Genomic DNA, 22494 nt, shown 5'->3' on the forward strand with positions numbered 1-22494 from the left:
GCTATCCTTTCAGAAGAGGCTGAGCTGCTCGGCGCCGCGACGGGGCGGTGAGAAGAGGTCCGTCCTGAGCCGCGTGCGGCGCTTGTTGAAGCCGAGGCGCTCGGCGGCCATCTCGAAACGCCGGCCGATCATCCAGGCATAGGGACCGGAGCCCACCATGCGCTGGCCCCAGCTGGAATCGTAGTCCTTGCCGCCGCGCGTCGAGCGGATGAGCGACAGCACGTGCCGGGCCTTGTCGGGATAGTCGCTCATCAGCCACTCGCGCACGATGTCGCGCACCTCGAGCGGCAGGCGCAGCATGACGTAGCCCGCCTCGCGCGCGCCTGCGGCATGCGTCGCGGCGAGGATGTTCTCGATCTCCGCATCGTTGACGGCCGGCACGATGGGAGCAACGAGCACGGTGACGGGGATGCCAGCCTCGCTGAGCCGGCGGATGGTGTCGAGCCGGCGCTGCGGCGTCGCCGCCCGCGGCTCCATCGTGCGGGCGAGCTTGGCGTCGAGCGTGGTGACGGAGATCGCCACCTTGGCGAGGCCCCGCGCCGCCATAGGCGCGAGGAGGTCGATGTCGCGCGTCACCAGGGCCGATTTGGTCACGATGCCGACCGGATGGCCGGTCCTGCCCAGCACCTCCAGGATGCCGCGCATGAGGCGGAACTTGCGCTCGATGGGCTGGTAGGGATCGGTATTGGTGCCGATGGCGAGCGTGCGTGGCACGTAGCTGGAGGCGGATAGTTCCTTCTCGAGCAACGCCGGCGCATCCGGCTTGGCGAAGAGCTTCGATTCGAAGTCGAGCCCCGGCGACAGGCCCATATAGGCGTGGGTCGGCCGGGCGAAGCAGTAGACGCAGCCGTGCTCGCAGCCGCGATAGGGGTTCACCGAGCGGTCGAAGGAGATGTCGGGCGAATCGTTGCGCGTGATGATGGTGCGCGCCTTCTCCGTCTGCACCTCCGTCTTGAACGGCGGCAGCTCGGCAAGGCCCTCCCAGCCGTCGTCGACATCCTCCCGGTGAGTCGGCTCGTAGCGCGCCACGGGGTTGCCGACGGCCCCGCGTCCGCGCCGCCGCTCCGGGTCGATGCGATGGCCGACAAGGGCGAGCGGATCCGCCGGGCCGACCTGCGGCACCTCCTTCAGCAGATCGCGCCCCCGGCCGGTGCGCGACGGGGTGGCAGGGGCGGGTGAATGAGAGACGGCTCGGGCCCGCATGGGCGCCTCCGATTCCAGCAGCGATCATCGATTGAGAACATATAGAGAACAAAATTGTTCCCGTGTCCAGTGGTGGCTGTGGTCGAGGCGCAAGGTTAGCAACGGCACAAGCCGCGTGCCGAAACAGAAGCCGACGTTCGATCGTCTAGTCCTGGTTCTGCGGCGCTTCCGCAGCGTCGGCCGCGGTGCCGGGCGCCGCCGGCGGTTGGTCCCGCGCGGGTTGCGGTGGCGCTGGAATCGGCAAGGTGATCCCCTGTTGCCACGCATCGAGGCGGGCGTTGAGGCTGCTGACCGGCATATGCGAACCGGGGAAGACGCCTGGCTGTGGTCTGATCTCCTGCGGCATTCGCGTTCTCCTTTCGTCGTGCAGCGGAGCATCAAGAGGAGTGACGGGAGCGGCCATCGTCAAACGGGCGTGCCGGAAATCTCAATTCAAGGCTTGCCGGGTGGTGACAGCACCCACGGCACGGCTACGGAAAGGATCAGCAAGCCCGCGAAGGACATGTTCAAGACACGCCTTGCCCGGGGGTTGTCCATGGGGCGCGCGAGCAGCGAGCCGGCAGCAAGCCAAAGGATGTTGACGAGAACGACTGTCGCGAGCAGCAGCGTTCCCTTCAGCAACTGATCGCCGATGGTGCTGTCGGGCCAGACGGAATATCGCGAGAATACAGCCGCCACGGCGACATAGGCCTTCGGGTTGGCCAGAGACAGGGTCGCGCCCGCATGCCAGCGAGGGGGACGCGCGGCCGATCCTGCGGCGGCCGTCCTCAGCGGCGGCGCCGTGGCGATCCGGTAGGCCAGGAAGATGAGATAGGCGCTCGCGGCAAAGGTCACGACCGGCGCGATCCGGGGAGAGGAAAGCACCGCCGCCCAGAGGCCCGAGCCGACCAAAGCCACGACGGCGACCATTCCGAGATCGAGCCCGAGCATGTACGGCACCACGCGACGCATGCCGAGGGCAGCTCCGAGCGCCGCCAGGCTGAGCGTGTTGGGTCCGGGGCTCCCGACGAGCGCGAGCGATGTCAGAAGAAACAGGAGCACAGCGTCCATGGGGCCTCCACTCGCGATCTTGGAGTTGGCCCAGGCGGATGGCGGAACAGTGCTGCGCTCCCCGATGGTTCCCCATCTCATCCCGCCAGTCACACAGCACGATGCGAGCGTATCGACCGCTCGCCCGGCGGGCAAGCCGCATGCATCGGGATGTTGGGCGCGGCCAGCGCCGGCGGGCTCGCGCCTGCCACCGAGGATTCGGGCCGTCCGTGGTCCTGCCGCTAAGACAGCGTGCCGCAGCGTCATGGCGAGGTGCCTGCGCTAGGCTTCCGGCATGATTTCCGTCCTGATCATGGCCAATGGCGATACGGAAGGGCTCGGCGCGACGCTGGCAGCTCTCGTGCCCGGCGTCGCGGCGGCGGTCGTGCGCGAGGCCATCATCATCGATTGCGGCGAGGACCGGGATGCCGCCCGCGTCGCGGAGGCGGTGGGCGCTTCGCTCGTGCGGGCCGGGGATGGCGAAGCCGGCTGGCGCGCGGGCGTGCACGAAGCACGTGGCCCCTGGCTGATGCTGCTCAAGGCCGGCGACGTGCCGACGGCGAACTGGATCGCCGTGATGGAGCGCTTCCTGCGCCGCGAAGGCGGCCAGACGACGGGCTTGTGGCTCGGCGGCTCGTGCATCGTGCCGCTCGGCCGCTTGCGGCATGTGGCCCAGGGGCTGTTCGGCCGCGCGCCGCTCGGCCCGCGCATGCTGCTGTCGAAGGCTCATGTCGTCGCCGGCCATCGCCGGCCGATGATGCTGCCGGCGCTGCCGGTCGCCTTCGAGGCGGCCGGTTGAGACCGGGGCGTGATCCCCGTCCGTTCAGCTGCCGGTTCCACGCCTCAGATGCTCGTCGAGCCGCGGCATGATCTCGACGAAATTGCACGGCCGTTGGCGATAATCGAGCTGCGCGGCGAGGATGCCGTCCCAGGCGTCCTTGCAGGCGCCGGGGGAGCCCGGCAGCACGAAGATGTAGGTTGCGCCCGCGACGCCCGCGGTCGCCCGTGACTGCAGGGTCGAGGTGCCGATCTTGTCGTAGGAGATGCGGTGGAAGACGGCCGAGAAGCCGTCCATGCGCTTCTCGAACAGCGGCTCGATGGCCTCGGGCGTCACGTCCCGGCCGGTGAAGCCCGTGCCGCCCGTGGTGATGACGGCATCGATGCCGGGATCGGCGATCCAGCCCTTCACGGTGGCGCGGATCTCGTCGATCTCGTCCGGCACGATGGCGCGGGCGGCAAGGCGATGGCCGGCCGCTTCGAGACGCTGAACCAGCGTGTCGCCGGCTCTGTCGTCGGCGAGGCTGCGCGTGTCGGATACGGTCAGCACGGCGATGGAGAGCGGAATGAAAGGGCGCGTTTCGTCGATACGGGACATGAGTCTGCCTGATGAGGTGGTGCCGGACCGTCAGGGCCTGCTTGCGCCGAAGGTATCGCACGCCTGCACGCGGCCTTCCTTGAGCCCGGTCATGAACCAGCGCACGCGCTGCTCGGACGAGCCATGGGTGAAGGTCTCGGGGACGGCATAGCCCTGGCCGGCCCTCTGCAGGCGGTCGTCGCCGATGGCCTCGGCCGCGTTCATCGCCTCCTCCACGTCGCCAGGCTCCAGCGCCTTCCAGCGCTGCTCGCTGTGATTGGCCCACACGCCGGCGAGGCAGTCGGCCATCAATTCGACGCGCACGGACAATTCGTTCGCCTGCCGCTGCGAGGCCTGGCGCTGCGCCTGCTGCACCTTGGGCAGGATGCCGAGCAGGTTCTCCACATGGTGTCCGACCTCGTGAGCGATGACATAGGCATAGGCGAAATCGCCGCCCGCGCGGAAGCGCCGGCGCATGTCGTCGAAGAAGCTGAGGTCGATGTAGACCGTCTGGTCGACGGGACAATAGAACGGCCCCATGGCCGCCTGCGCGAAGCCGCAGTTCGACCGGGTGGCGCCGGAGAAGAGCACCATGCGCGGGTTCTTGTAGGCGACGTTCACCTGCTGCGGCAGGACGGTCGTCCAGACGTCCTCCGTATTGCCGAGGATGGCGGCGGCGAACTGGCCGGCCTCGTCCTGCGGCGCGCCGCGCGTGCCCGGCTGCGACTGCTCGTAGGAGGAGCCGCCGCCCGACAGCATCTCGGCCCCGCCGATGAGGATGCGCGGATCGATGCCGAGCGCCCAGCCGATGAGGCCGAGCACGAGGATGGTGCCAATGCCGATGCCGCCGCCGCGTCCCCCGCCGGGGATGTGGAAGCCTCCACCGCCGCCACGCCGGTCCTCGACATTCTCGGACCGGCGGAAATCACCCCAGCGCATGTCTTGCCTTCCGTCGACGCCTCACTTGCCTGCAGCGGCAGGCCGACCAGCATAGCCCGCCGCGCCGCGCCGGCCAACGACCGGCCGCGGCATGCCGTGGCAGCAGTACACGCCGGGCTAGTGGTAGCCCTCGCCCTCCTTCAGCTTGCCGCGGAAGGTCCAGTACACGAAGACCGTGTAGCCGAGGATCATGGGCAGGAGCGGCAGGGTCCCGATGAGGAGGAAGATCTGCGCCGCCGGCACCGCCGCCGTGTCCCACACCGTCAGCGTCGGCGGCACGAGATAGGGGAAGTTGGAGATCGCGAGCCCGGCGTAGCACAGGAGGAAGATGCCGATCGTGCTGAAGAACGGCAGCGCCGTCCGCCCCTGGCGCATGCCGCGCCAGGCGAGCAAGCCGAGGACGACCGTCCCTGCCGGCAGGAGCCAGAGGAAGTAGATGTTCGGCGCCGCGAACCAGCGGTCGGCGATGCGCTCGAAGGAGGCCGGCGTCCAGATGCTGACGAGCGCCGCGCAGATGCCGACGGCGATGAGGAAGCCGGGCGCCAGCCGGCGGGCATGGTCGGCGGTCGGGCCCTCCGTCTTCATCATCAGCCAGCAGCAGCCGATGAGGCCGTAGCCGGCGACGACGCCGACCCCGCACAGCAGCGGGAACGGCGCCAGCCAGTCGAAGGAGCCGCCGGCGAACTCCCCGTTCTCCACCCTGATGCCCTGCAGGAGGCCGCCGAGGATGACGCCCTGGGCGAAGGCCGCGACGATGGAGCCGCCGGAGAAGGCGAGATCCCACATGCGGTGCCGGGGCTTCGACACCCAGCGGAACTCGAACGACACCCCGCGGAAGATGAGGGCGAGCAGCATCACGATGACCGGCAGGTAGAGCGCCGGCATGATGACGGCATAGGCCTGCGGGAAGGCGACCCACAGGCCGCCGCCGCCCAGGACGAGCCACGTCTCGTTGCCGTCCCAGAAGGGGGCGACGGAGTTCATCATCTCGTCGCGGCGCGCCTCCTCCTGCGTCGTGGGAAAGAGGATGCCCATGCCGAGGTCGAAGCCGTCGAGGATGACGTAGAGCGCGACGGCCGTGGCGATCAGCCCGGCCCAGATGATCGGCAGATACCACTCCATGGCACGCTCCTCATTGTCCGGGTTGCATGGCGGCGCGGGCCGCCTCCTCGGCTGCCGACAGCGGCCGGTTGGGCAGCCCCCTCGGCTCGGCGGCGACCTCCGGTGCCGGTCCCTTTACGATGAGCCGATTGATGTAGCGGATGCCCATGGTGAAGACGATGCCATAGACGACCACGAAGAGCGCGAGCGTGAAGGCGACGGTCTCCATGGCGACTGGCGAACGGGCGTCGGCCGTGCGCAGGATGCCCGTCGCGACCCACGGCTGGCGGCCGATCTCGGCTACGAACCAGCCGGCGATGATGGCGATGAAGCCAGTCGGCCACGCCCATGACGCTGCCCGGAGGAATGTACGGGAGGTGAACAGCCGGCCGCGCAGCCAGAGATAGCCGCCCCAGAAGGCGAGCCCGATCATGAGTAAACCGAGGCCGACCATGACGCGGAAGGAGAAGAACACCGGCACCACCGGCGGCCGGTCCTCGGACGGGAAGGCCTTCAGGCCGGGGTAGATGCCGTTCCAGTCGTGCGTGATGATCAGGCTGCCGAGATGGGGAATGGCGATCTCGAAGTCGTTCGATTCGGTCCGCTCGTTCGGCCAGGCGAAGAGGACGAGCGGGGCCACCTCGCTCTCCGGCCAGTGTCCCTCCATCGCGGCGAGCTTCACCGGCTGGTATTTGGCCGTCTTGAGGCCATGCGCATCACCGATGACGGCCTGCAGCGGCGCGAGGATCAAGGTCATGCCGAGACCCATGCCGATCATCGTGCGGCCATGACGCTCGTGCACCCCGGCGAGCAGGTAGCGTGCGCCGACGGCGAGAACGACGATGGCCGTGGTGAGATAGGCCGCGGCCACCATATGCGCGAGACGCAGCGGAAAGGTGGGGCTGAAGACGATGGCGAGCCAGTCGACCGGATAGGCGATGCCGTCGCGCACCTCGTGCCCGGTCGGATATTGCATCCAGCTGTTGGCCGAGATGATCCAGAAGGCCGACATGCAGGTGCCGACCGCCACCATGAGCGCAGCGAAGAAGTGCAGTGCCGGCGGCACCCGGTTCCAGCCGAAGAGCATGATGCCGAGGAAGGTTGCTTCCAGGAAGAAGGCTGTCAGCACCTCGTAGCCGATGAGCGGGCCGATGGTGTTGCCGACCACCACCGAGAAGCGGCTCCAGTTGGTGCCAAACTGGTAGGACAGCACGATGCCGGACACGACGCCCATGGCGAAGGACACGGCGAAGATCTTCGTCCAGAAGCGGGCGAGGGTGCGGTAATGCTCGTCGCCCGTATAGAGCCAGCGGCCCAGCAAAGTGGTGATGAAGGCGGAAAGGCCGATGGTGAAGGCGGGGAAAATGATGTGGAAGGTGACCGTAAAAGCGAACTGGATGCGCGCCAACATCGTCGCGTCGAGATCCATGTCGTCACCTCCGGGGATCGTGCCTCGATTCGGAATGACGCAAGATATTACATCACAATTGTGCAGGTTTCGCCACGAAAGCGCCGCCGCCCGCCGCGGCGGGCGGTTTCAGCTCCGGGCGGCGCCGGCCGTCTCGTCGAGCACCTTCCTCAGGGCGCGCAGGTCGCGCCACGCAAGCCGCTTCTGCGCCGGCTGGCGCAGCAGATAGGCGGGATGGAGCGTCGCGAGGGCCCGGATGGTGCGCCGGCCCGTCTCGTAGTCGAACCACTTGCCGCGCGTTCGCAGGATGCCTTCGCGCACTCCGAGCAGCGCCTGGGCCGACGGGCCGCCGAGGCAGACGAGCACGTCCGGGTCACACAGCTCGATCTGGCGCTCGATGAAGGGGCGGCATATCGCCGCCTCCTGCGGCGTCGGCGTGCGGTTGCCGGGCGGGCGCCACGGCACGATGTTGGCGATGTAGACGCTGCCGCGGTCGAGGCCGATCGCCGAGAGCATCCTGTCGAGCAATTGTCCCGAGCGGCCGACGAAGGGCTTGCCCTGGATATCCTCCTCGCGCCCCGGCGCCTCGCCGACCAGCATGACGCGGGCGCCTGGCGTGCCGTCGGCGAAGACGAGGTTCTTCGCCGTCGCCTTCAGGGCGCAGCCGTCGAAGGCCGCGAGCGCCTCGCGTAGCTCGTCGAGGCTGGTCGCCCCGCGGGCCGTGGCGCAGGCGGCAAGCGCCGTCTCGTCCGCCGAGGCCGCAGCGGCAAAGGCCGGAGCGGCCGGCTGCCGCGGCTCCGACGGCGCGGGGGCCGGGCGCGCCTGTTCCCCGCGCGGCTGCGGCCGGTCCGGCTCGGCGAAGCGGTCGTGCGGCGCCTCGTCGAGCGCCAGGTCGACGCCGGCATCGACATAGAAGGCAAGGAGCGCTTCGAGCGCTGCCTCGCGGGCTCCGATCTCGGCGGGAGGATGCGACATGCCGGCATTCTAGAGGCGCCACCGGCACCTTGCCAGTGCCGGATCGCCGCCGTCCTCCGCTTCGAGAGGTCGCGCCCGCAGTGCAACATGCAGTCTGGAACGGGTCGAAGACTTCGCGTATCGATGATTGCAGCACATATGGAATTGTTCGTATACAAATAAAAAATCCGCCGGGGTGCTGATAAGCCAAGGAGTGGCCTGATGGATCTGCCCGAACGGGAGCGAATGGACTACGACGTCGTCATCGTCGGCGCAGGCCCGGCCGGCCTTGCTGCTGCGATTCGCCTCAAGCAACTCGCTGCCGAGGCGGATCGGGACGTCTCCGTCGTCGTCGTGGAGAAGGGCTCCGAGGTCGGCGCCCACATTCTCTCGGGCGCGGTGATCGACCCCGTCGGCCTCGACCGGCTGCTGCCCGACTGGCGCGAGGATCCCGAGCGGCCGCTGAAGACGCAGGTTACAGCCGACCGCTTCCTCTATCTCGGCCCCGCGGGCGGCGTCAGGCTGCCCAATGCCCTGATGCCGCGGCTCATGAACAACCACGGCAATTTCGTCGGCTCGCTCGGCAATGTGGCGCGCTATCTCGCCGCGCGGGCGGAGGCGCTCGGCGTCGAGATCTATCCGGGCTTCGCCGCCGCCGAGGTGCTCTACGGCGACAAGGGCGAGGTCGTCGGCATCGCCACCGGCGACATGGGCGTCGGCCGGAATGGCGAGCCCAAGGCCGAGTTCACCCGCGGCATGGAGCTGCGCGGCAAGTATACTCTCCTCGGCGAGGGCGCGCGCGGCTCGCTGTCGAAGCAGGTCATCCGGCGCTTCTCGCTGGACGAGGGCCGCGAGCCGCAGAAATTCGGCATCGGGCTCAAGGAATTGTGGCAGATCCCGCCCGAGAAATTTGAGCCCGGCCTCGTCCAGCACTCCTTCGGCTGGCCGCTCGACAACAGCACCGGCGGCGGCTCCTTCCTCTACCACTTCGACGACAACCTGGTCTCGATCGGTTTCGTCGTGCACCTCAACTATTCGAACCCGACCCTGTCGCCGTTCGACGAGTTCCAGCGCTTCAAGACCCATCCGATGATCCGGGGCATGCTGGAGGGTGGCAAGCGCATTGCCTACGGCGCGCGCGCCATCACGGAAGGAGGCTTCCAGTCGGTGCCGAAGCTCGTCTTCCCCGGCGGGGCGCTCATCGGCTGTGCCGCCGGCTTCGTCAACGTGCCGCGCATCAAGGGCTCGCACAACGCCATCCTGTCCGGCATGCTCTGTGCCGAAAACGTCTTCGCGGCGCTCGGCCAGGGGCGGGAGCACGACGAACTCGCCGGCTACGAGACCGGCTGGCGCGGCTCCGATATCGGCCGCGACCTGCACAAGGTGCGCAACGTCAAGCCGTTGTGGTCGCGCTTCGGCACCATGGCGGGCGTCGCCATCGGCGGCATCGACATGTGGACGAACGAACTCCTCGGCTTCTCGCTCTTTGGCACGCTCGGCCACGGCAAGCCCGATCACGCGACCTTGAAGCGAATCGACGAGGTCAAGCCGATCACCTACCCGAAGCCGGACGGCATCGTATCCTTCGACAAGCTCTCGTCCGTCTTCCTGTCCAACACCAATCACGAGGAGGACCAGCCGGTCCACCTCAAGCTGGCCGATCCCACGATTCCGGTGGAGCGGAATCTGCCGCTCTACGGCGAGCCGGCGCGCCTCTACTGCCCCGCGGCGGTCTACGAGGTGGTGTATGACGACGCGGCGGCGCGGACCAATCCCCGATTTGTGATCAACGCGCAGAATTGCGTGCACTGCAAGACCTGCGACATCAAGGACCCGGCCCAGAACATCACCTGGGTGACGCCGGAAGGCGGCGGCGGACCCAACTATCCGAATATGTGAGGCCGTTCGGCATCGAGCCGTGGCCGTCGCGCCCGGCTCGATGCCGACGGGTCGTTCGTTTACCCGCCGCTATTGCCGATGCACCGCAAAAAGGTCATGTTGCGCGGTGATAGAAGAAGGCGCCGCGCTTCCCCCGCAAGCGGCGCAAGGGCGGCAAGAGAACACGTGATTCACATGACCTTCAGGCGCTTCTCGCGCATTGCCATTTCGGCTTGCTGCATCTTTTCCGTCATGGCCTTCGGGCAGCCGGGCACGCTCTCGGCCAAAGCTGAGGACGTGGAACTCGCCATCGACAGCCTGCCCGGGCCGGCCGAGAGCGTCGAGGGCAACTATCTTGCAGCAGTGGTCGCCGGATCGGCGCGCGACACGCGGGCGGCGGCGCTCTACTTCCGCGAGGCGTTGCGGGACGATCCCCGCAATCCGGAACTCCTGGAGCGCGCCTTCGTCGCGCTGCTCGCCAACGGCGATATGGAGGAGGCCTTCTCGGCCGCGCGCCAGCTGCTGCAGCGCGACGCCAACAACGGCCTTGCGCGCCTTGCCCTCGGTGTCGAGGCGATGAAGGCGCGGCGCTATGTCACCGCGCGCAAGTATCTCGGCAGCGGCGGGCGCGGCCGCGCGGCGGACCTGACGGCGACCCTGCTGTCAGCCTGGTCCTGGGTCGGCTCGGGCAACCTGCGCCGCGCGCTCGACACGGTCGAGCGGCTCAAGGGCGAAAATTCCTACAACGTCTTCCGCGACTATCACGCGGGTCTCATCGCCGCTGTCGGCGGCAATCGCCGCGAGGCGGAGAACCGGCTGAAGGCGGCCTACGACGTCGAGCGCACGACGCTGCGCGTCGTCGACGCCTACGGGCGGCTCCTGTCCGTGCGCGGCGAGGCGGAGGAGGCCCGGCGCGTCTACGAGGCCTTCGACCGGCTGCTGCCGCGCAACCCGATCGTGCAGGATGCGCTGAAGCGCCTCGACGCCGGAGAGCGCCTGCCGTCCCTCGTCGCCAACACCCAGGAGGGGGCGGCCGAGGTGCTCTACGGCCTCGGGGCTGCGGGCAACAGCCAGGGCGATGAGATTGCGGCGCTCATCTATCTGCGCCTTGCGACCTTCCTCGCACCGAAGCACGAGCTTGCCATCGTCACGCTCGGCGACATGCTGGAGCGGCTCAAGCAATATGCTTCGGCCATCGAGGTTTTCGAGACGATGCCGGCGAACTCGCCGCTCAGGTCGAGCATCGACATCCAGATTGCCGTCTCGCTGGAGCTCATGGGCGAGAAGGACAGGGCCCAGAAGCATCTCGAGGAACTGATCGCCGCCAATCCGGACGATGTCGAGGGCCTGATCGCGCTCGGCAACCTCCTGCGCTCGCGCAAGGACTTCGCCGCGGCGGCCGAGGTCTACACCCGCGCCGTCGAGGCCATCGGCACGCCCGACCAGTCGCGCTGGACGCTCTTCTACTTCCGCGGCATCGCCTACGAGCGCTCGAAGGAATGGCCGAAGGCCGAGGCCGACTTCAAGAAGGCCCTCGAACTCGCGCCCGAGAGCGTCGGCAGCGACCGGGCGCTCGTGCTCAACTATCTCGGCTATTCGTGGGTCGACCGGCACATGAACCTCGACGAGGCCTTCGAGATGCTGAAGCGGGCCGTCGAGCTCAGGCCGCGGGACGGCTATATCGTCGACAGCCTCGGCTGGGCCTATTACCGCCTCGGACGCTACGACGATGCGGTGCGCGAGCTGGAGCGCGCTATCGAGCTGCGCCCGTCCGACCCCACGATCAACGACCACCTCGGCGACGCCTACTGGCGCACGGGCCGCAAGCTCGAGGCGAAGTTCCAGTGGAACCACGCGCGCGACCTCGACCCCGAGCCCGAGGACCTCGTCAAGATCCTCGAGAAGATCGAGAAGGGCCTGCCGGACGAGGAAAAGCCCGCGGCCGCCGAGGCCGTCGAGAAGCCGAAGAACGGCGGGTGAGGGGCGGGCTTTCGGATGACGGCGCCGTGGCACGTCTCCTTCTCCCGGCCGGCGGAGAGGGAGATGCCAGCGTCAGCACTCCCTCAGGATGAGAACCCGGCTGCAGTCCGATAACCGCTCATGACCGTGCAGCCGCACCTTCCTCCCGCCCCCGCCGGCCATCTCCTCGTCGAGCGTGCGCCGGCCAAGGTGAACCTGTCGCTGCACGTCACCGGCCGGCGGGCGGATGGCTATCATCTGCTCGAAAGCCTCGTCGCCTTCGCCGGCTGCGGCGACCGCCTGTCGCTCGATCCCGTCCGGCCGCTCGGTCTCACGGTCTCCGGCCCGGGCGCGGAGGCCGCGGGTGGCGGGCAGGACAACCTCGTGCTGCGGGCCGTGCACCATCTCATGGCCCGGCGGCCGGGCCTCGTGGCCGGACATTTCCATCTCGACAAGCGCCTGCCGGTTGCGGCCGGCCTCGGCGGCGGTTCGTCCGACGCGGCGGCGGCGCTGCGCCTCATGGCGCGGCTCAACGGCCTCGGCCTCGACGACCCGGCCATCCGCGCCGCCGCCGTTGCGACGGGCGCGGACGTGCCCGTCTGCCTCGACGGCCGGGCGCGGGTCATGGCCGGCATCGGCGATGTCCTCGCACCGCCGCTCGGCCTGCCGCGGCTCTTCGCCGTCCTCGTCAATCCGCGCACGCCGCTGGCGACGGCCGACGTCTTTCGCGGCCTCGGGCTTCGTGCCGGTACGATGAGGGAGCCGACACTGCAGCCGGTGGCGCCGGCTGACGGATGTGGCCGGAGCGAGGTTCTCGCCGTGCTCGCCAAGGCGCGCAACGATCTTGAGGCGCCGGCGAGGTCGCTGTCGCCGGCGATCGCGGAAGCTCTCGCCCTGCTGCGCAGCCTGCCGGAGTGCCGGCTCGCCCGCATGTCAGGCTCGGGCGCGACCGTCTTCGGCCTGTTCGACGATTGCCGTGCCGCAGCGCGTGGGCGCCGCGCGATCGCCGCCGCGCGCCCGGCGTGGTGGGCGCGCGCGACCTCTCTGCGCTGACGGTCAGTAGGCGCGGGCGATGCAGAAGGCGACGGCGTCGAGGAGCGCCGTCTTCATCGGCCCGTCAGGGAAGGTGGACAGCGCCTCGCAAGCAGCATCGCCATAGGTGCGGGCCCGCGCGATGGTGTCGTCGATGGCCCCGTGGCGGCGCATGATGCGCTGCGCCTCGGCGAGGTCCTCGTCGCGCACCTCGCCCTTCTCCAGCGTGCGGTGCCAGAAGGCGCGCTCGGCCTCGTCGCCCCGCGCGAGTGAGAGCACGACGGGCAGAGTGATCTTGCCCTCGCGGAAGTCGTCGCCGACGTTCTTACCGAGGCTGGCGCTGGAGCCGCCGTAGTCGAGCGCATCGTCGATGAGCTGGAAGGCGATGCCGAGGCTGGTGCCGTAGCTGCGGCAGGCGGCCCGTTCGTGGGCCGGGCGGGCGGCGAGAATGGGGCCGACCTCGCAGGCGGCGGCAAAGAGCGCGGCCGTCTTCGCCTCCACCACGGCAAGATAGCCCTGCTCGGTGGTGGCAAGGTTCTTGGCTGCCGACAGCTGCCACACCTCGCCCTCGGCGATGACGGCCGCCGCATCGGCGAGCACGGCGAGCGCATCGAGCGAGCCGACCTCGACCATCATCTTGAAGGCCTGGCCGAGCAGGAAATCGCCGACGAGCACGCTCGCCTCGTTGCCCCACAGCATGCGGGCGGCGAGCTTGCCGCGGCGCATGTCACTCTCGTCCACCACGTCGTCGTGCAGCAGTGTCGCGGTATGCATGAACTCGACGCTCGCGGCGAGCTTGACATCGCCGTCGCCTTCGTAGCCGCAGAGCTGGGCGGTGGCGAGCGTCAGCATCGGGCGCAGGCGCTTGCCGCCGGAAGAGATGAGATGGTTGGCGACCTCGGGAATCATCGCCACGTCCGAACCTGTCCGCGACAGGATCATCTGGTTGACGCGGGCCATGCCGGGGGAGACCAGCGCCACCAGCCTGTCTATACCGGTCTGCTCCCGCGTGCGCTCCTCCATGGGGACGACGACACCCACGCTCTCTTCCTCCAACTTGACGCCACCAGCAGCCGCGACAAATAGCGATATTTGCTGCACCTTGCACGCACCAATGACGGGCCGCAACGGGCCCCGTTGCCGCAAGGCGGGACCGGCCAGGCTCTCGGGCGCAGGAAGGCGGGGGAATGAAGGAACTCATGCGCACCAACGATATCGTGCTTCTGGGGGCTGCCGAGGCGCTTCTCAAGGCCGCCGACATCCCCTGTTTCGTCGCCGATGCGCATATGAGCATCCTCGAGGGATCAATCGGCGCCTTCCAGCGGCGCCTGCTCGTTGCCGATGACGAGGAGGTCCGGGCGCGCCGCCTTCTCGGCGATGCGGGGTTTGCGGCAGAGCTGCGCGATGCATGACGGGGAGCCGGCCGCTTGCGGCGACGTGACCGAGGATGCCATGCTCGACGGGCGCCTGCGGCTCGTGCAGCCTCGCAAGGGTCACCGGGCCGGGTCGGATGCCGTGCTGCTGGCGGCGGCGTGCGGTGCGGTGGGCGCGGAGACGGTGGCCGATTTCGGTGCCGGCGTCGGTGCCGTCGGCCTCATGGTCGCGGCGCTTCACCCGTCTTGCCGCGTCGTGCTCGTCGAGAACGATCCGGCGCTCGCTGCGCTGGCGCGGCGCAATGTTGTGCTCAACGGGTTCGAAGGCCGCTTCTCGGTATGCGAGGCCGATATCCTTGCGCCGGCCGCCATGCGGCGGAAGGCCGGACTGTCCGCATGTTCGGCCGATCTCGTGGCGACGAATCCGCCCTTCTGGCCCGCGGGGCGGGTGCGGAACTCGCCCGATGCGGCGCGCCGGGCAGCGCACGTCATGGCCGACGCCGCTCTTGTGGGATGGTTGCGCGCCGCTGCAGACGTGCTCGTGCCGGACGGACGCCTCGTTCTCATTCACCGGGCGGACGGGCTCGCCGGGCTCCTTGCGGCGCTGGCAGGCCGCTTCGGTGACATTGTCGTGCGCCCGGTCCACCCCCGCCCTGACAGGCCTGCCGTACGGCTGCTCGTCGCTGCCCGCAGGGGCAGTCGCGCCCCGCTGCGGCTGCTGCCCGGCTTCGTGCTCCACGAGCCGGATGGACGCTTCACGCCGGAGGCGGACGCCGTGCATCGGGGCAGGGCGTCCGTCGCGATGGGCTGATGGTCACCACCTGCGGCAAACGCGGCGCGGTCCCCAATCGGTGAAGACGGTGCGGCAGACGACGCGCGACCGCGGCGGCGGTCCCCAGTAGCGGCCGTCGCGCCAGCGATGCCCGCGCCAGTGGCGGCGGTGATATCGCGGGTGTCCCCAATAGCGGCGTGGCGGGCCGTAGTAGTACTGCACTTTCTCGACGCCTGTCGCCGTCGTGGCCAGCTGGCTGGCGCCCTGCGAGGTGGCGAGCGGGCTTGCCGCTGCCGGCTGGGCGGCCGTCAGGCCGAGAAGAGCGGCAAACAGCGCCGCTGCACCGATCCTGCTCATGCGGAACATCACTTCCTCCTTCCTCGCCGGCTTCGGGCGGAGCCTTTCCGGCGAAATCCCGGACATCATGGGTGATGGCACATGAACCGACGATGTATGGAAACATCCGCGCCTTGTTTCCCCCCGGGGGGCGGCTATGCTGGCGGCCCTGCACTGCCATCCCGCAAGGTGCCATGGTTTCAGCGCCCCTGTTCCTGAGACGCTTCCTGCCCGCACGCTTCCGCGCCCGCCAGCCGCTGGTACCGGTCGTGCGCCTGCAGGGCACCATCGGCATGCCCATGCCGCTGCGCTCCAACATCACCCTCGAATCCGTGGCGAGGTCGCTCGAGACGGCGTTCGGCTTCGGCGATGTCGCGGCGGTGGCCGTCATCGTCAATTCGCCGGGTGGGTCACCGGTGCAGTCGCATCTCATCATGCAGCGTGTGCGCGCCCTGGCCGACGAGAAGGAAGTGCCGGTCTTCGCCTTCGCCGAGGATATCGCCGCTTCGGGCGGCTACATGCTTTTGCTCGCGGCCGACGAGATCTTCGCCGATTCCTTCTCGCTCGTCGGCTCCATCGGCGTCGTCTCGGCTGGATTCGGCTTCGACAGGCTCATTGAGCGCCTCGGCATAGAGCGGCGCGTCTACACGGCGGGCGACCGCAAGATGATCCTCGACCCGTTCCGGCCCGAGCGGCCGGAAGACGTGGCACGCCTCAAGGACATCCAGGCCGAGATCCATCGCAAGTTCATCGCCATCGTGCGCGAGCGGCGCGGCGCCCGCCTCCATGGCAGCGACGACGAGCTCTTTTCGGGCGCCTTCTGGTCGGCGCAGGAAGCCCTCGACCTTGGCATCATCGACGGCATCGGCGATCTCCGTTCGGTGATGCGCCAGCGCTTCGGCGACAACGTGCGCCTGCCGCTGGTCGCCGACCGGCGATCGCTGTTCTCACGTGGGCTCCTGGGCAGGTCTGAGGCCTCGGCCTTCGTCGATCCTGCCGAAGTTGTCGCCGCGCTGGAGGAGCGGGCGCGCTGGGGACGCTTCGGCCTTTAGAGGCCGCTCAGCGGTCGCGGCAGACCACCGGCTCCCCGTAGCCGCCATAGACCACCCGGATCGGCTTGAGGCACGGTGCGGTCTGCGACCGTCCGGAGCGGGAGACCGCCGGCGAGCCGGCGGTCTCCGTCATGACTGGCCCCCTGCCCATGGCGCTGACGGCGAGGGGTGTCAGCGCCGCGGAAAGCGCGGCAAGGGCGGTGATGGCGAGCAACGTGCGCATGGCGGGGGCCCCGATTTCCGATTGTTCAGCGCTGCGGGAGAGGTTGGCAGGCGTACCAGAGGGCATGGCCGTTGCGGTCATAGACGACGCGCAGCGGCATGCCGCAGCTATCGTCGGCGCTTGCGGCCTGCAGCTGCGGCGGTCGACGCGGCGGTACGCGCCTGTTGCAGGCCGCGCCCGGCTGGCAATTGGAACTGCTGGCGCGGGTGAGGCGGTCTCGCGCCAGGATGCGACGGTAGATCTCATGATCGTTGCCGCCCTCGCCGGAGCTGCCCAGGCCGCCGGCTCCGCCACCGCCGCCACCGCCCTGTCCGCCGCCGGCGGACTGGGCGAGGGTAGGGGATGCGGCGGTGAGGGTGAACATCCCGGCGGCACCTGTGGCGAGGGCGAGGGCGAGCATGGTGGCCCGCGTGGTCTTGGTCATGGTCGTCATGGCCGTTCTCCGGTTCCGTAGGCGGTTCGTTCCGCCGACGACAGGAGCATGCCCTGCGCCTCTTCCTGGCGATGTGCGCCGCTGCACCTGGCCTGCAACCATGGGGTGAGCCGGGGGAAGGTGCCTTCATGCGCAGAGGAAGCCGTTGACTTGAAAGGCCCGGCGGCTAGGTTGCCGCGATCCCGCCTGCGGGCGGACGGATGTTCTCGATGAAGGGGCGGCGATGAGCGCGGCCGAACGGATGACTGATAGCCACATGAGCCCCGCGCGATCCTTCCAGGGGCTGATCCTCACCCTGCAGCGCTTCTGGGCGGAGCGCGGCTGCGTCATCCTGCAGCCCTACGACATGGAGGTTGGAGCCGGCACCTTCCATCCGGCGACGACGCTGAGGGCGCTCGGCCCCAAGCCCTGGCGGGCGGCCTACGTGCAGCCCTCACGCCGGCCGAAGGACGGGCGCTACGGCGAAAACCCCAACCGCCTGCAGCATTACTATCAGTTCCAGGTCATCCTGAAGCCGAGCCCGAAGGACCTGCAGGACCTCTACCTGCAGTCGCTCTATGCCATCGGCATCGATCCGGCGCTGCACGACATCCGTTTCGTCGAGGACGACTGGGAAAGCCCGACGCTCGGCGCCTGGGGCCTCGGCTGGGAGTGCTGGTGCGACGGCATGGAGGTGAGCCAGTTCACCTACTTTCAGCAGGTGGCGGGCTTCGAATGCGCGCCGGTGGCGGGTGAATTGACCTACGGGCTCGAGCGCCTCGCCATGTATGTCCAGGGCGTGGAGAACGTCTACGACCTCAACTTCAACGGTGGCGAGGGGGCGAACAAGGTCACCTATGGCGAGATCTTCCTGCAGGCCGAGCAGGAATATTCGCGCCACAACTTCGAACATGCCGACACCGAGATGCTCTTCCGCCACTTCAAGGACGCGGAGGAGGAATGCCGCCGCCTGATCGCGGCGGGCACGGCGGGCGACGGCGACAACGACAGGCGCCACAAGCTCGCCCTGCCGGCCTATGACCAGTGCATCAAGGCGAGCCACGTCTTCAATCTGCTCGACGCTCGCGGCGTCATCTCGGTCACCGAGCGCCAGAGCTACATCTTGCGCGTGCGCGAGCTCGCCAAGGCTTGCGGCGCGGCATGGCTGGCGACGGAAGGGGGCGGAATGTGAGATACAACGTCCCTTGATTTCTCGACCGTCTGTCGTCATATCAGACATGCGGTCGAGAGGGCTGCCCTATGCGGTCCGCTGAACCAGGTGTTCACTCGGCTGCTTTTCTTATGCACATCCTCTATCTCGACGACGCCGGATCACCCAAGAATGCCGCCGAGCGACATTTCGTTCTGGCGGGGGTGAGCGTCTTCGAGCGCCAGACCTTCTATCTTGAAACCGAGCTCGACAAGCTCGCCGCGACGCTCGACCACCCCGAGCCGAAGAAGCTCGAATTTCACGGCAATCAGATTCTTGCCGGGCGCGGTTACTGGCGGAAATTTCCCCAGAGCCGTCGCCGCACCGTGCTGCTGGATGCGCTCGCCTGCGTTCGCAGGCTCTATGGGCAATGGGCGCTTTTCGGTGTTGTCGTCGATAAGGCAGCCGTGAGCCCCGAAGATCCGGTGGAATATGCTTTTGAAGAGATTGCATCTCGCTTTGACAAGACACTCCGGCGCATGCATCTCGACGGCAATTCCCAGCGCGGGCTCATCGTCTTCGACAAGTCGACAATGGAGACGCGCATTCAGGCGCTGACGACCGAGTTCCGATTTTCCGGGCATCGCAATGGCAAGTTACACAACCTTGCAGATGTGCCGTTTTTCGTCGACTCGGCTGCCTCGTGTCTCGTTCAGTTCGCCGATCTCGTGTCATATGCGCTTTGGCGCAGATACGAGAAAGACGACAGTGAATTTTACGACGTCATCGACGGCATGTTCGCTGCCGAAGGTGGTGTTACCCATGGCCTCCTCGTGAAGCGGCAAGATTGACGGAACTATGCCCGATCTTCTCCTCGAACTCTTCTGCGAAGAAATCCCTGCCCGCATGCAGCGCAAGGCGGCGGAGGACCTGAAGAAGCTCGTCACCGACGCGCTCGTCGAGCGTGGCCTCGTCTATGAGGGCGCCAGGGCCTATGTGACGCCGCGCCGGCTCGCCCTGCAGGTCGTCGGCTTGCCGGCCCGGCAGCCGGACGTGCGCGAGGAGAAGAAGGGCCCTCGCGTCGGCGCGCCCGAGAGCGCCGTGCAGGGTTTCCTGAACAGCGCCGGCCTCGTCTCTCTCGACGAGGCGAAGGTCGTCGCCGACCCGAAGAAGGGCGAGTTTTACGTCGCCGTCATCGAGCGCCCGGGCCGCGACACGCCCGAGGTCGTCGCCGAGATCGTGCCCGACGTCATCCGCAGCTTCCCCTGGCCGAAGTCGATGCGCTGGGGCAAAGCCTCCGCGGAGCCGGGCGCGCTGCGCTGGGTGCGGCCGCTGCACTCCATCCTGTGCACCTTCGGCCCCGAGACCGAGATGCCGGACGTGGTGCGCTTCGAGGTGGGCGGCATCGCCTCCTCGGACGTGACCTTCGGCCACCGCTTCATGGCGCCGGGCCTCATCCTCGTGCGCCGCTACGACGACTACGTCACGTCGCTGGAACAGGCCAAGGTCGTGCTCGATCTTGACCGGCGCAAGGACATCATCCTCAACGAGGCGAGGAATCTCGCCTTCGCGCAGGGGCTCGAGCTCGTCGAGGACGAGGGGCTGCTGGAAGAGGTGGCCGGCCTCGTCGAGTGGCCGGTCGTGCTGATGGGCTCCTTCGACGAGGACTTTCTCGCCGTGCCGCCGGAGGTGATCCGCGCCACCATCCGCGCCAACCAGAAATGTTTCGTGCTGCGCGACGGCAAGACGGGCAAGCTCGCCAACCGCTTCATCCTCGTGTCCAACGTCGAGGCGAAGGACGGCGGCGCGGCCATCGTCGCCGGCAACGGCCGCGTGGTGCGCGCCCGCCTGTCGGACGCCAAGTTCTTCTGGGAGACGGACAAGCGCACGAGGCTGGAAGACCGGCTGCCGAAGCTCGATTCGATCGTCTTCCACGAGAAGCTTGGCACCCAGGGCGAGCGCGTCGCGCGCCTCGCCGCGCTGGCGCGCGAGCTTGCCCCGATCGTCGGGGCCGATGCGGACAAGGCCGAGCGGGCCGCACGCCTCGCCAAGGCTGATCTCGTCAGCGAGATGGTCGGCGAGTTCCCCGAACTGCAGGGCCTCATGGGTCGCTATTATGCCACCGAGCAGGGCGAGGATGCGGCGGTCGCCGCCGCCGTCGAGGACCATTACAAGCCGCAGGGCCCGTCGGACCGAGTGCCGGACGCGCCGGTCAGCATCGCGGTGGCCCTCGCCGACAAGCTCGACACCCTCGTCGGCTTCTGGTCCATCGACGAGAAGCCGACCGGCTCGAAGGACCCGTATGCGCTCAGGCGCGCGGCGCTCGGCGTCATCCGGCTGGTGCTGGAGAATGGCGTCCGGCTGAAGCTCGTGCAGTTCCTCGACGATCTCGTCGTCGTCGGCCGGCTGACGTCGAGCTACGAATTGCCGGCCGGCACGCCGAAGGTCTCGACGCTCGAGGACCTCCTCGCCTTCTTCGCCGACCGTCTCAAGGTCTATCTGCGTGACAAGGGTGCGCGGCACGACCTCATCGATGCCGTCTTCGCGCTCGAGGGCCAGGACGACCTCGTGCTCATCGTCCGGCGCGTGGAGGCGCTCGGCCGCTTCCTCGACACCGAGGACGGCAGGAACCTGCTCGCCGGCTACAAGCGGGCCGCCAACATCCTGCGCATCGAGGAGAAGAAGGACGGGCGCAGCTACGGCGGGGCGCCCGACCTTGCGCTCATTGCCCGGGCCGGCCAGATCGAAGAGAAGGGCCTTGCCGTGGCGCTCGATGCGGCGCGGCGCGACGCCTCTGCAGCCGTTGCGCGTGAGGATTTTGAGGGCGCCATGCGGGCGCTCGCGGCGCTGCGCCCCGCGGTCGATGCCTTCTTCGACAAGGTGACGGTCAATGCCGAGGATCCCGCCCTGCGCGAGAACCGGCTGAAGCTGCTCAACGCCATCCGCGAGGCGACCCGCGAGGTGGCGGATTTCTCCAGGATCGAGGGCTGATCACCGAATGCCCTCGATCGCCGCCGGCATGGCCGGGCTTGTTCAACGCAAGGCGGGCTTGTCCGACTTGCGGCCCTTCCAGGAGACGCAACGCGCATGCGCTGTGCTGTTGCCATCCACGCCTTATGCGCGCCTGGGGCTGAACGCCCGCGAGCGCGGGCATGATGCGTGAGGGCGGTTCGGCGGACTGAAGGCCACCGCCGGAACAACCGGCGATTGCGCGGCGTTGCCTGTCGGGCTTGACACTACGCCCTGACAGGAGAGCGCCATGACCGCCAATCTCATCGTCATCCAGCCGCTGGTCGCCCTCATCGCCGGCGTGCTGATCCTCATCGTGCCGCGCTTGCTCAACTATATCGTCGCGCTCTACCTCATCCTCGTCGGCATCCTCGGGCTCTTCGGCGGCCGACTCTGATCAGGCCGGGCTGCGCCTGGGCGTGACGAGGAAGACGCCGCCGGCGATGAGCGCGAGGCCGGCGAGCATCGCGAGCGTCACCGTCTCGGCGAAGACCGCGACCGCGATGGCCACGCCGAAGCCGGCCGCCACATAGCCGATCTGGCTGAGATAGACCGGCCCTGCGACACGCTGCAGCTGGAAGTAAAGCACGTACATCAGCGCCGAGACGCTGACCTGCGCCGCGATGATGGCGCCGGACCCGCTCGCCGGTCCGCGTGCCAGGAGTTGCGTGCCGTTGACGGCCACGAAGGGCGAGAGCCACAGCGCGCCGGCGAGCAGCATGGCGGCGGCGAGCGCCATCGGCGCGGAGCCCTTCGGCCAGTAGAGCGTGCGATGCACATTGCCGAAGGCGACGGAGAGCGGCACCAGCAAAGCGGCGAACAGCCAGGCCGGCGAGGTGCCGTCGGCCCGCGCGATCATGTTGGCGACGACGAGCGCCGTGCCGAGGCAGCCGAGCACCAGTCCCGCGATGCGCTTGCCGGACGGCGCGTCGATCCTGACGGACACGGCGAGGGCGTAGGTGATCAGCGGCGACAGGGCATAGGGCACCGAGGCATAGGCTGCACCTGCCCGGGCCGCCACCTCGAAGCCGATATAGTTGGGTGCCGCGACGGCGAGAAGGCCGGCGAGCGCGTAATAGACGAGATGTTCGCGCGTCAGGGCCGGCCGTTCGCCGCGGGCGGCGGCGAACACAAGCAGCACGACGCCCGCGCCGAGCGCCATCCAGAAGGCGAATTCCGGCCCGGTGATGCCGATGGCAGCGGCGCCCTTGGCAAGATTGACCGTCAGGGCGATGAGAAAGCCGACGCTGACGAGCAGCGCGAGTGCGGTGGACATGCGGGTTCCTCGAGCAGTGCGTCATCGGGCGCCC

The 22494-nt window shown here is 68.4% G+C and carries 24 protein-coding genes and 1 riboswitch; of the genes, 11 read left to right on the plus strand and 13 right to left on the minus strand.

The features are described from left to right. Positions 1–9: 9 nt before the first annotated feature. The 3 genes from BOQ54_RS05870 to BOQ54_RS05880 form a co-directional block, all read right to left on the minus strand. On the minus strand, positions 10–1203 hold the full coding sequence (locus tag BOQ54_RS05870) for a PA0069 family radical SAM protein (RefSeq protein ID WP_245316308.1): 1194 nt from the start codon (positions 1201–1203) through the stop codon (positions 10–12). A 145-nt stretch (positions 1204–1348) separates the two neighbouring features. Next, complete coding sequence (locus BOQ54_RS05875) at positions 1349–1549, minus strand: hypothetical protein (protein WP_063189546.1); 201 nt, start codon at positions 1547–1549, stop codon at positions 1349–1351. An 86-nt stretch (positions 1550–1635) separates the two neighbouring features. Continuing rightward, the gene (locus BOQ54_RS05880; protein ID WP_071923503.1) at positions 1636–2253 is read right to left on the minus strand and encodes a LysE family translocator; all 618 of its coding nucleotides are present in this window, start codon (positions 2251–2253) and stop codon (positions 1636–1638) included. A 21-nt stretch (positions 2254–2274) separates the two neighbouring features. After that, positions 2275–2356: riboswitch (ZMP/ZTP riboswitch) on the minus strand. 171 nt (positions 2357–2527) lie between these two features. On the opposite strand from BOQ54_RS05880, the gene BOQ54_RS05885 reads away from it, so the two are divergent. Next, positions 2528–3031 (plus strand): hypothetical protein, encoded by a 504-nt coding sequence (locus BOQ54_RS05885; RefSeq protein ID WP_063189550.1) that lies wholly within the window; start codon positions 2528–2530, stop codon positions 3029–3031. Between the two features lie 24 nt (positions 3032–3055). Here the strand turns inward: BOQ54_RS05885 and moaB are convergent, their stop codons facing one another. The 5 genes from moaB to BOQ54_RS05910 form a co-directional block, all read right to left on the minus strand. After that, entirely contained in the window at positions 3056–3607 is a 552-nt protein-coding gene (gene moaB / locus BOQ54_RS05890; RefSeq protein WP_071923504.1) for a molybdenum cofactor biosynthesis protein B, read from the minus strand. A gap of 30 nt (positions 3608–3637) precedes the next feature. Further along, positions 3638–4525: a KPN_02809 family neutral zinc metallopeptidase gene (gene ypfJ / locus BOQ54_RS05895; protein ID WP_071923505.1), complete on the minus strand. Its 888-nt coding sequence runs from the start codon at positions 4523–4525 to the stop codon at positions 3638–3640. A gap of 117 nt (positions 4526–4642) precedes the next feature. Next, on the minus strand, positions 4643–5647 hold the full coding sequence (cydB, locus tag BOQ54_RS05900) for a cytochrome d ubiquinol oxidase subunit II (RefSeq protein ID WP_071923506.1): 1005 nt from the start codon (positions 5645–5647) through the stop codon (positions 4643–4645). 10 nt (positions 5648–5657) lie between these two features. Next, a complete protein-coding gene (locus BOQ54_RS05905) occupies positions 5658–7055 on the minus strand; it encodes a cytochrome ubiquinol oxidase subunit I (RefSeq protein ID WP_071923507.1) in 1398 nt (465 codons plus the stop codon). Positions 7056–7163: 108 nt separating this feature from the next. Next, positions 7164–8009, minus strand: coding sequence for a uracil-DNA glycosylase (locus BOQ54_RS05910; RefSeq protein WP_071923508.1), 846 nt, complete (start codon positions 8007–8009; stop codon positions 7164–7166). A 201-nt stretch (positions 8010–8210) separates the two neighbouring features. Here BOQ54_RS05910 and BOQ54_RS05915 point away from each other — a divergent pair, with 201 nt between their 5' ends. The 3 genes from BOQ54_RS05915 to BOQ54_RS05925 all read left to right on the plus strand — a co-directional run bounded on the left by BOQ54_RS05915 (position 8211) and on the right by BOQ54_RS05925 (position 12878). Next, a complete protein-coding gene (locus BOQ54_RS05915) occupies positions 8211–9887 on the plus strand; it encodes an electron transfer flavoprotein-ubiquinone oxidoreductase (RefSeq protein ID WP_245280521.1) in 1677 nt (558 codons plus the stop codon). A 174-nt stretch (positions 9888–10061) separates the two neighbouring features. After that, positions 10062–11846 carry a tetratricopeptide repeat protein gene (locus BOQ54_RS05920; RefSeq protein WP_071923509.1) on the plus strand — a complete coding sequence of 595 codons (1785 nt, stop codon included), beginning with the start codon at positions 10062–10064 and terminating at the stop codon, positions 11844–11846. 120 nt (positions 11847–11966) lie between these two features. After that, on the plus strand, positions 11967–12878 hold the full coding sequence (locus BOQ54_RS05925; protein ID WP_071923510.1) for a 4-(cytidine 5'-diphospho)-2-C-methyl-D-erythritol kinase: 912 nt from the start codon (positions 11967–11969) through the stop codon (positions 12876–12878). Between the two features lie 3 nt (positions 12879–12881). On the opposite strand, the gene BOQ54_RS05930 is transcribed toward BOQ54_RS05925, so the two are convergent. Further along, complete coding sequence (locus BOQ54_RS05930) at positions 12882–13898, minus strand: polyprenyl synthetase family protein (RefSeq protein WP_071923511.1); 1017 nt, start codon at positions 13896–13898, stop codon at positions 12882–12884. Positions 13899–14044: 146 nt separating this feature from the next. Here BOQ54_RS05930 and BOQ54_RS05935 point away from each other — a divergent pair, with 146 nt between their 5' ends. Then, positions 14045–14269 carry a DUF2007 domain-containing protein gene (locus BOQ54_RS05935; RefSeq protein WP_055459220.1) on the plus strand — a complete coding sequence of 75 codons (225 nt, stop codon included), beginning with the start codon at positions 14045–14047 and terminating at the stop codon, positions 14267–14269. Next, positions 14262–15041, plus strand: a complete 780-nt coding sequence (locus BOQ54_RS05940) for a tRNA1(Val) (adenine(37)-N6)-methyltransferase (protein WP_055459219.1) — start codon at positions 14262–14264, stop codon at positions 15039–15041. Before BOQ54_RS05935 ends, BOQ54_RS05940 begins: the two co-directional genes overlap by 8 nt. Positions 15042–15044: 3 nt before the next feature. Here the strand turns inward: BOQ54_RS05940 and BOQ54_RS05945 are convergent, their stop codons facing one another. Beyond that, positions 15045–15368 carry a hypothetical protein gene (locus BOQ54_RS05945; RefSeq protein ID WP_063189567.1) on the minus strand — a complete coding sequence of 108 codons (324 nt, stop codon included), beginning with the start codon at positions 15366–15368 and terminating at the stop codon, positions 15045–15047. 164 nt (positions 15369–15532) lie between these two features. Between BOQ54_RS05945 and BOQ54_RS05950 the strand changes: the two genes are divergently transcribed. Further along, entirely contained in the window at positions 15533–16390 is an 858-nt protein-coding gene (locus BOQ54_RS05950) for a S49 family peptidase (RefSeq protein ID WP_071923512.1), read from the plus strand. A gap of 7 nt (positions 16391–16397) precedes the next feature. On the opposite strand, the gene BOQ54_RS05955 is transcribed toward BOQ54_RS05950, so the two are convergent. Continuing rightward, positions 16398–16613, minus strand: a complete 216-nt coding sequence (locus tag BOQ54_RS05955) for a hypothetical protein (protein WP_071923513.1) — start codon at positions 16611–16613, stop codon at positions 16398–16400. Between the two features lie 25 nt (positions 16614–16638). Further along, positions 16639–17046, minus strand: a complete 408-nt coding sequence (locus tag BOQ54_RS05960) for a hypothetical protein (RefSeq protein ID WP_071923514.1) — start codon at positions 17044–17046, stop codon at positions 16639–16641. 256 nt (positions 17047–17302) lie between these two features. Between BOQ54_RS05960 and BOQ54_RS05965 the strand changes: the two genes are divergently transcribed. From BOQ54_RS05965 to BOQ54_RS05980, 4 genes are all read left to right on the plus strand, one after another. Continuing rightward, positions 17303–18217 carry a glycine--tRNA ligase subunit alpha gene (locus BOQ54_RS05965; protein ID WP_186438029.1) on the plus strand — a complete coding sequence of 305 codons (915 nt, stop codon included), beginning with the start codon at positions 17303–17305 and terminating at the stop codon, positions 18215–18217. A 110-nt stretch (positions 18218–18327) separates the two neighbouring features. Beyond that, entirely contained in the window at positions 18328–19026 is a 699-nt protein-coding gene (locus BOQ54_RS05970) for a DUF3800 domain-containing protein (RefSeq protein ID WP_071923515.1), read from the plus strand. Positions 19027–19033: 7 nt separating this feature from the next. Next, positions 19034–21166 carry a glycine--tRNA ligase subunit beta gene (gene glyS / locus BOQ54_RS05975; protein WP_071923516.1) on the plus strand — a complete coding sequence of 711 codons (2133 nt, stop codon included), beginning with the start codon at positions 19034–19036 and terminating at the stop codon, positions 21164–21166. Positions 21167–21434: 268 nt separating this feature from the next. After that, entirely contained in the window at positions 21435–21581 is a 147-nt protein-coding gene (locus BOQ54_RS05980; protein WP_019401147.1) for a DUF3096 domain-containing protein, read from the plus strand. Here BOQ54_RS05980 and BOQ54_RS05985 read toward each other — a convergent pair whose 3' ends face one another. Beyond that, positions 21582–22460 (minus strand): DMT family transporter, encoded by an 879-nt coding sequence (locus BOQ54_RS05985; RefSeq protein ID WP_071923517.1) that lies wholly within the window; start codon positions 22458–22460, stop codon positions 21582–21584. Between the last annotated feature and the right edge of the window lie 34 nt (positions 22461–22494).

The sequence above is a fragment of the Chelatococcus daeguensis genome, from assembly GCF_001887265.1.
GTDB classification, from domain to species: domain Bacteria; phylum Pseudomonadota; class Alphaproteobacteria; order Rhizobiales; family Beijerinckiaceae; genus Chelatococcus_A; species Chelatococcus_A sambhunathii.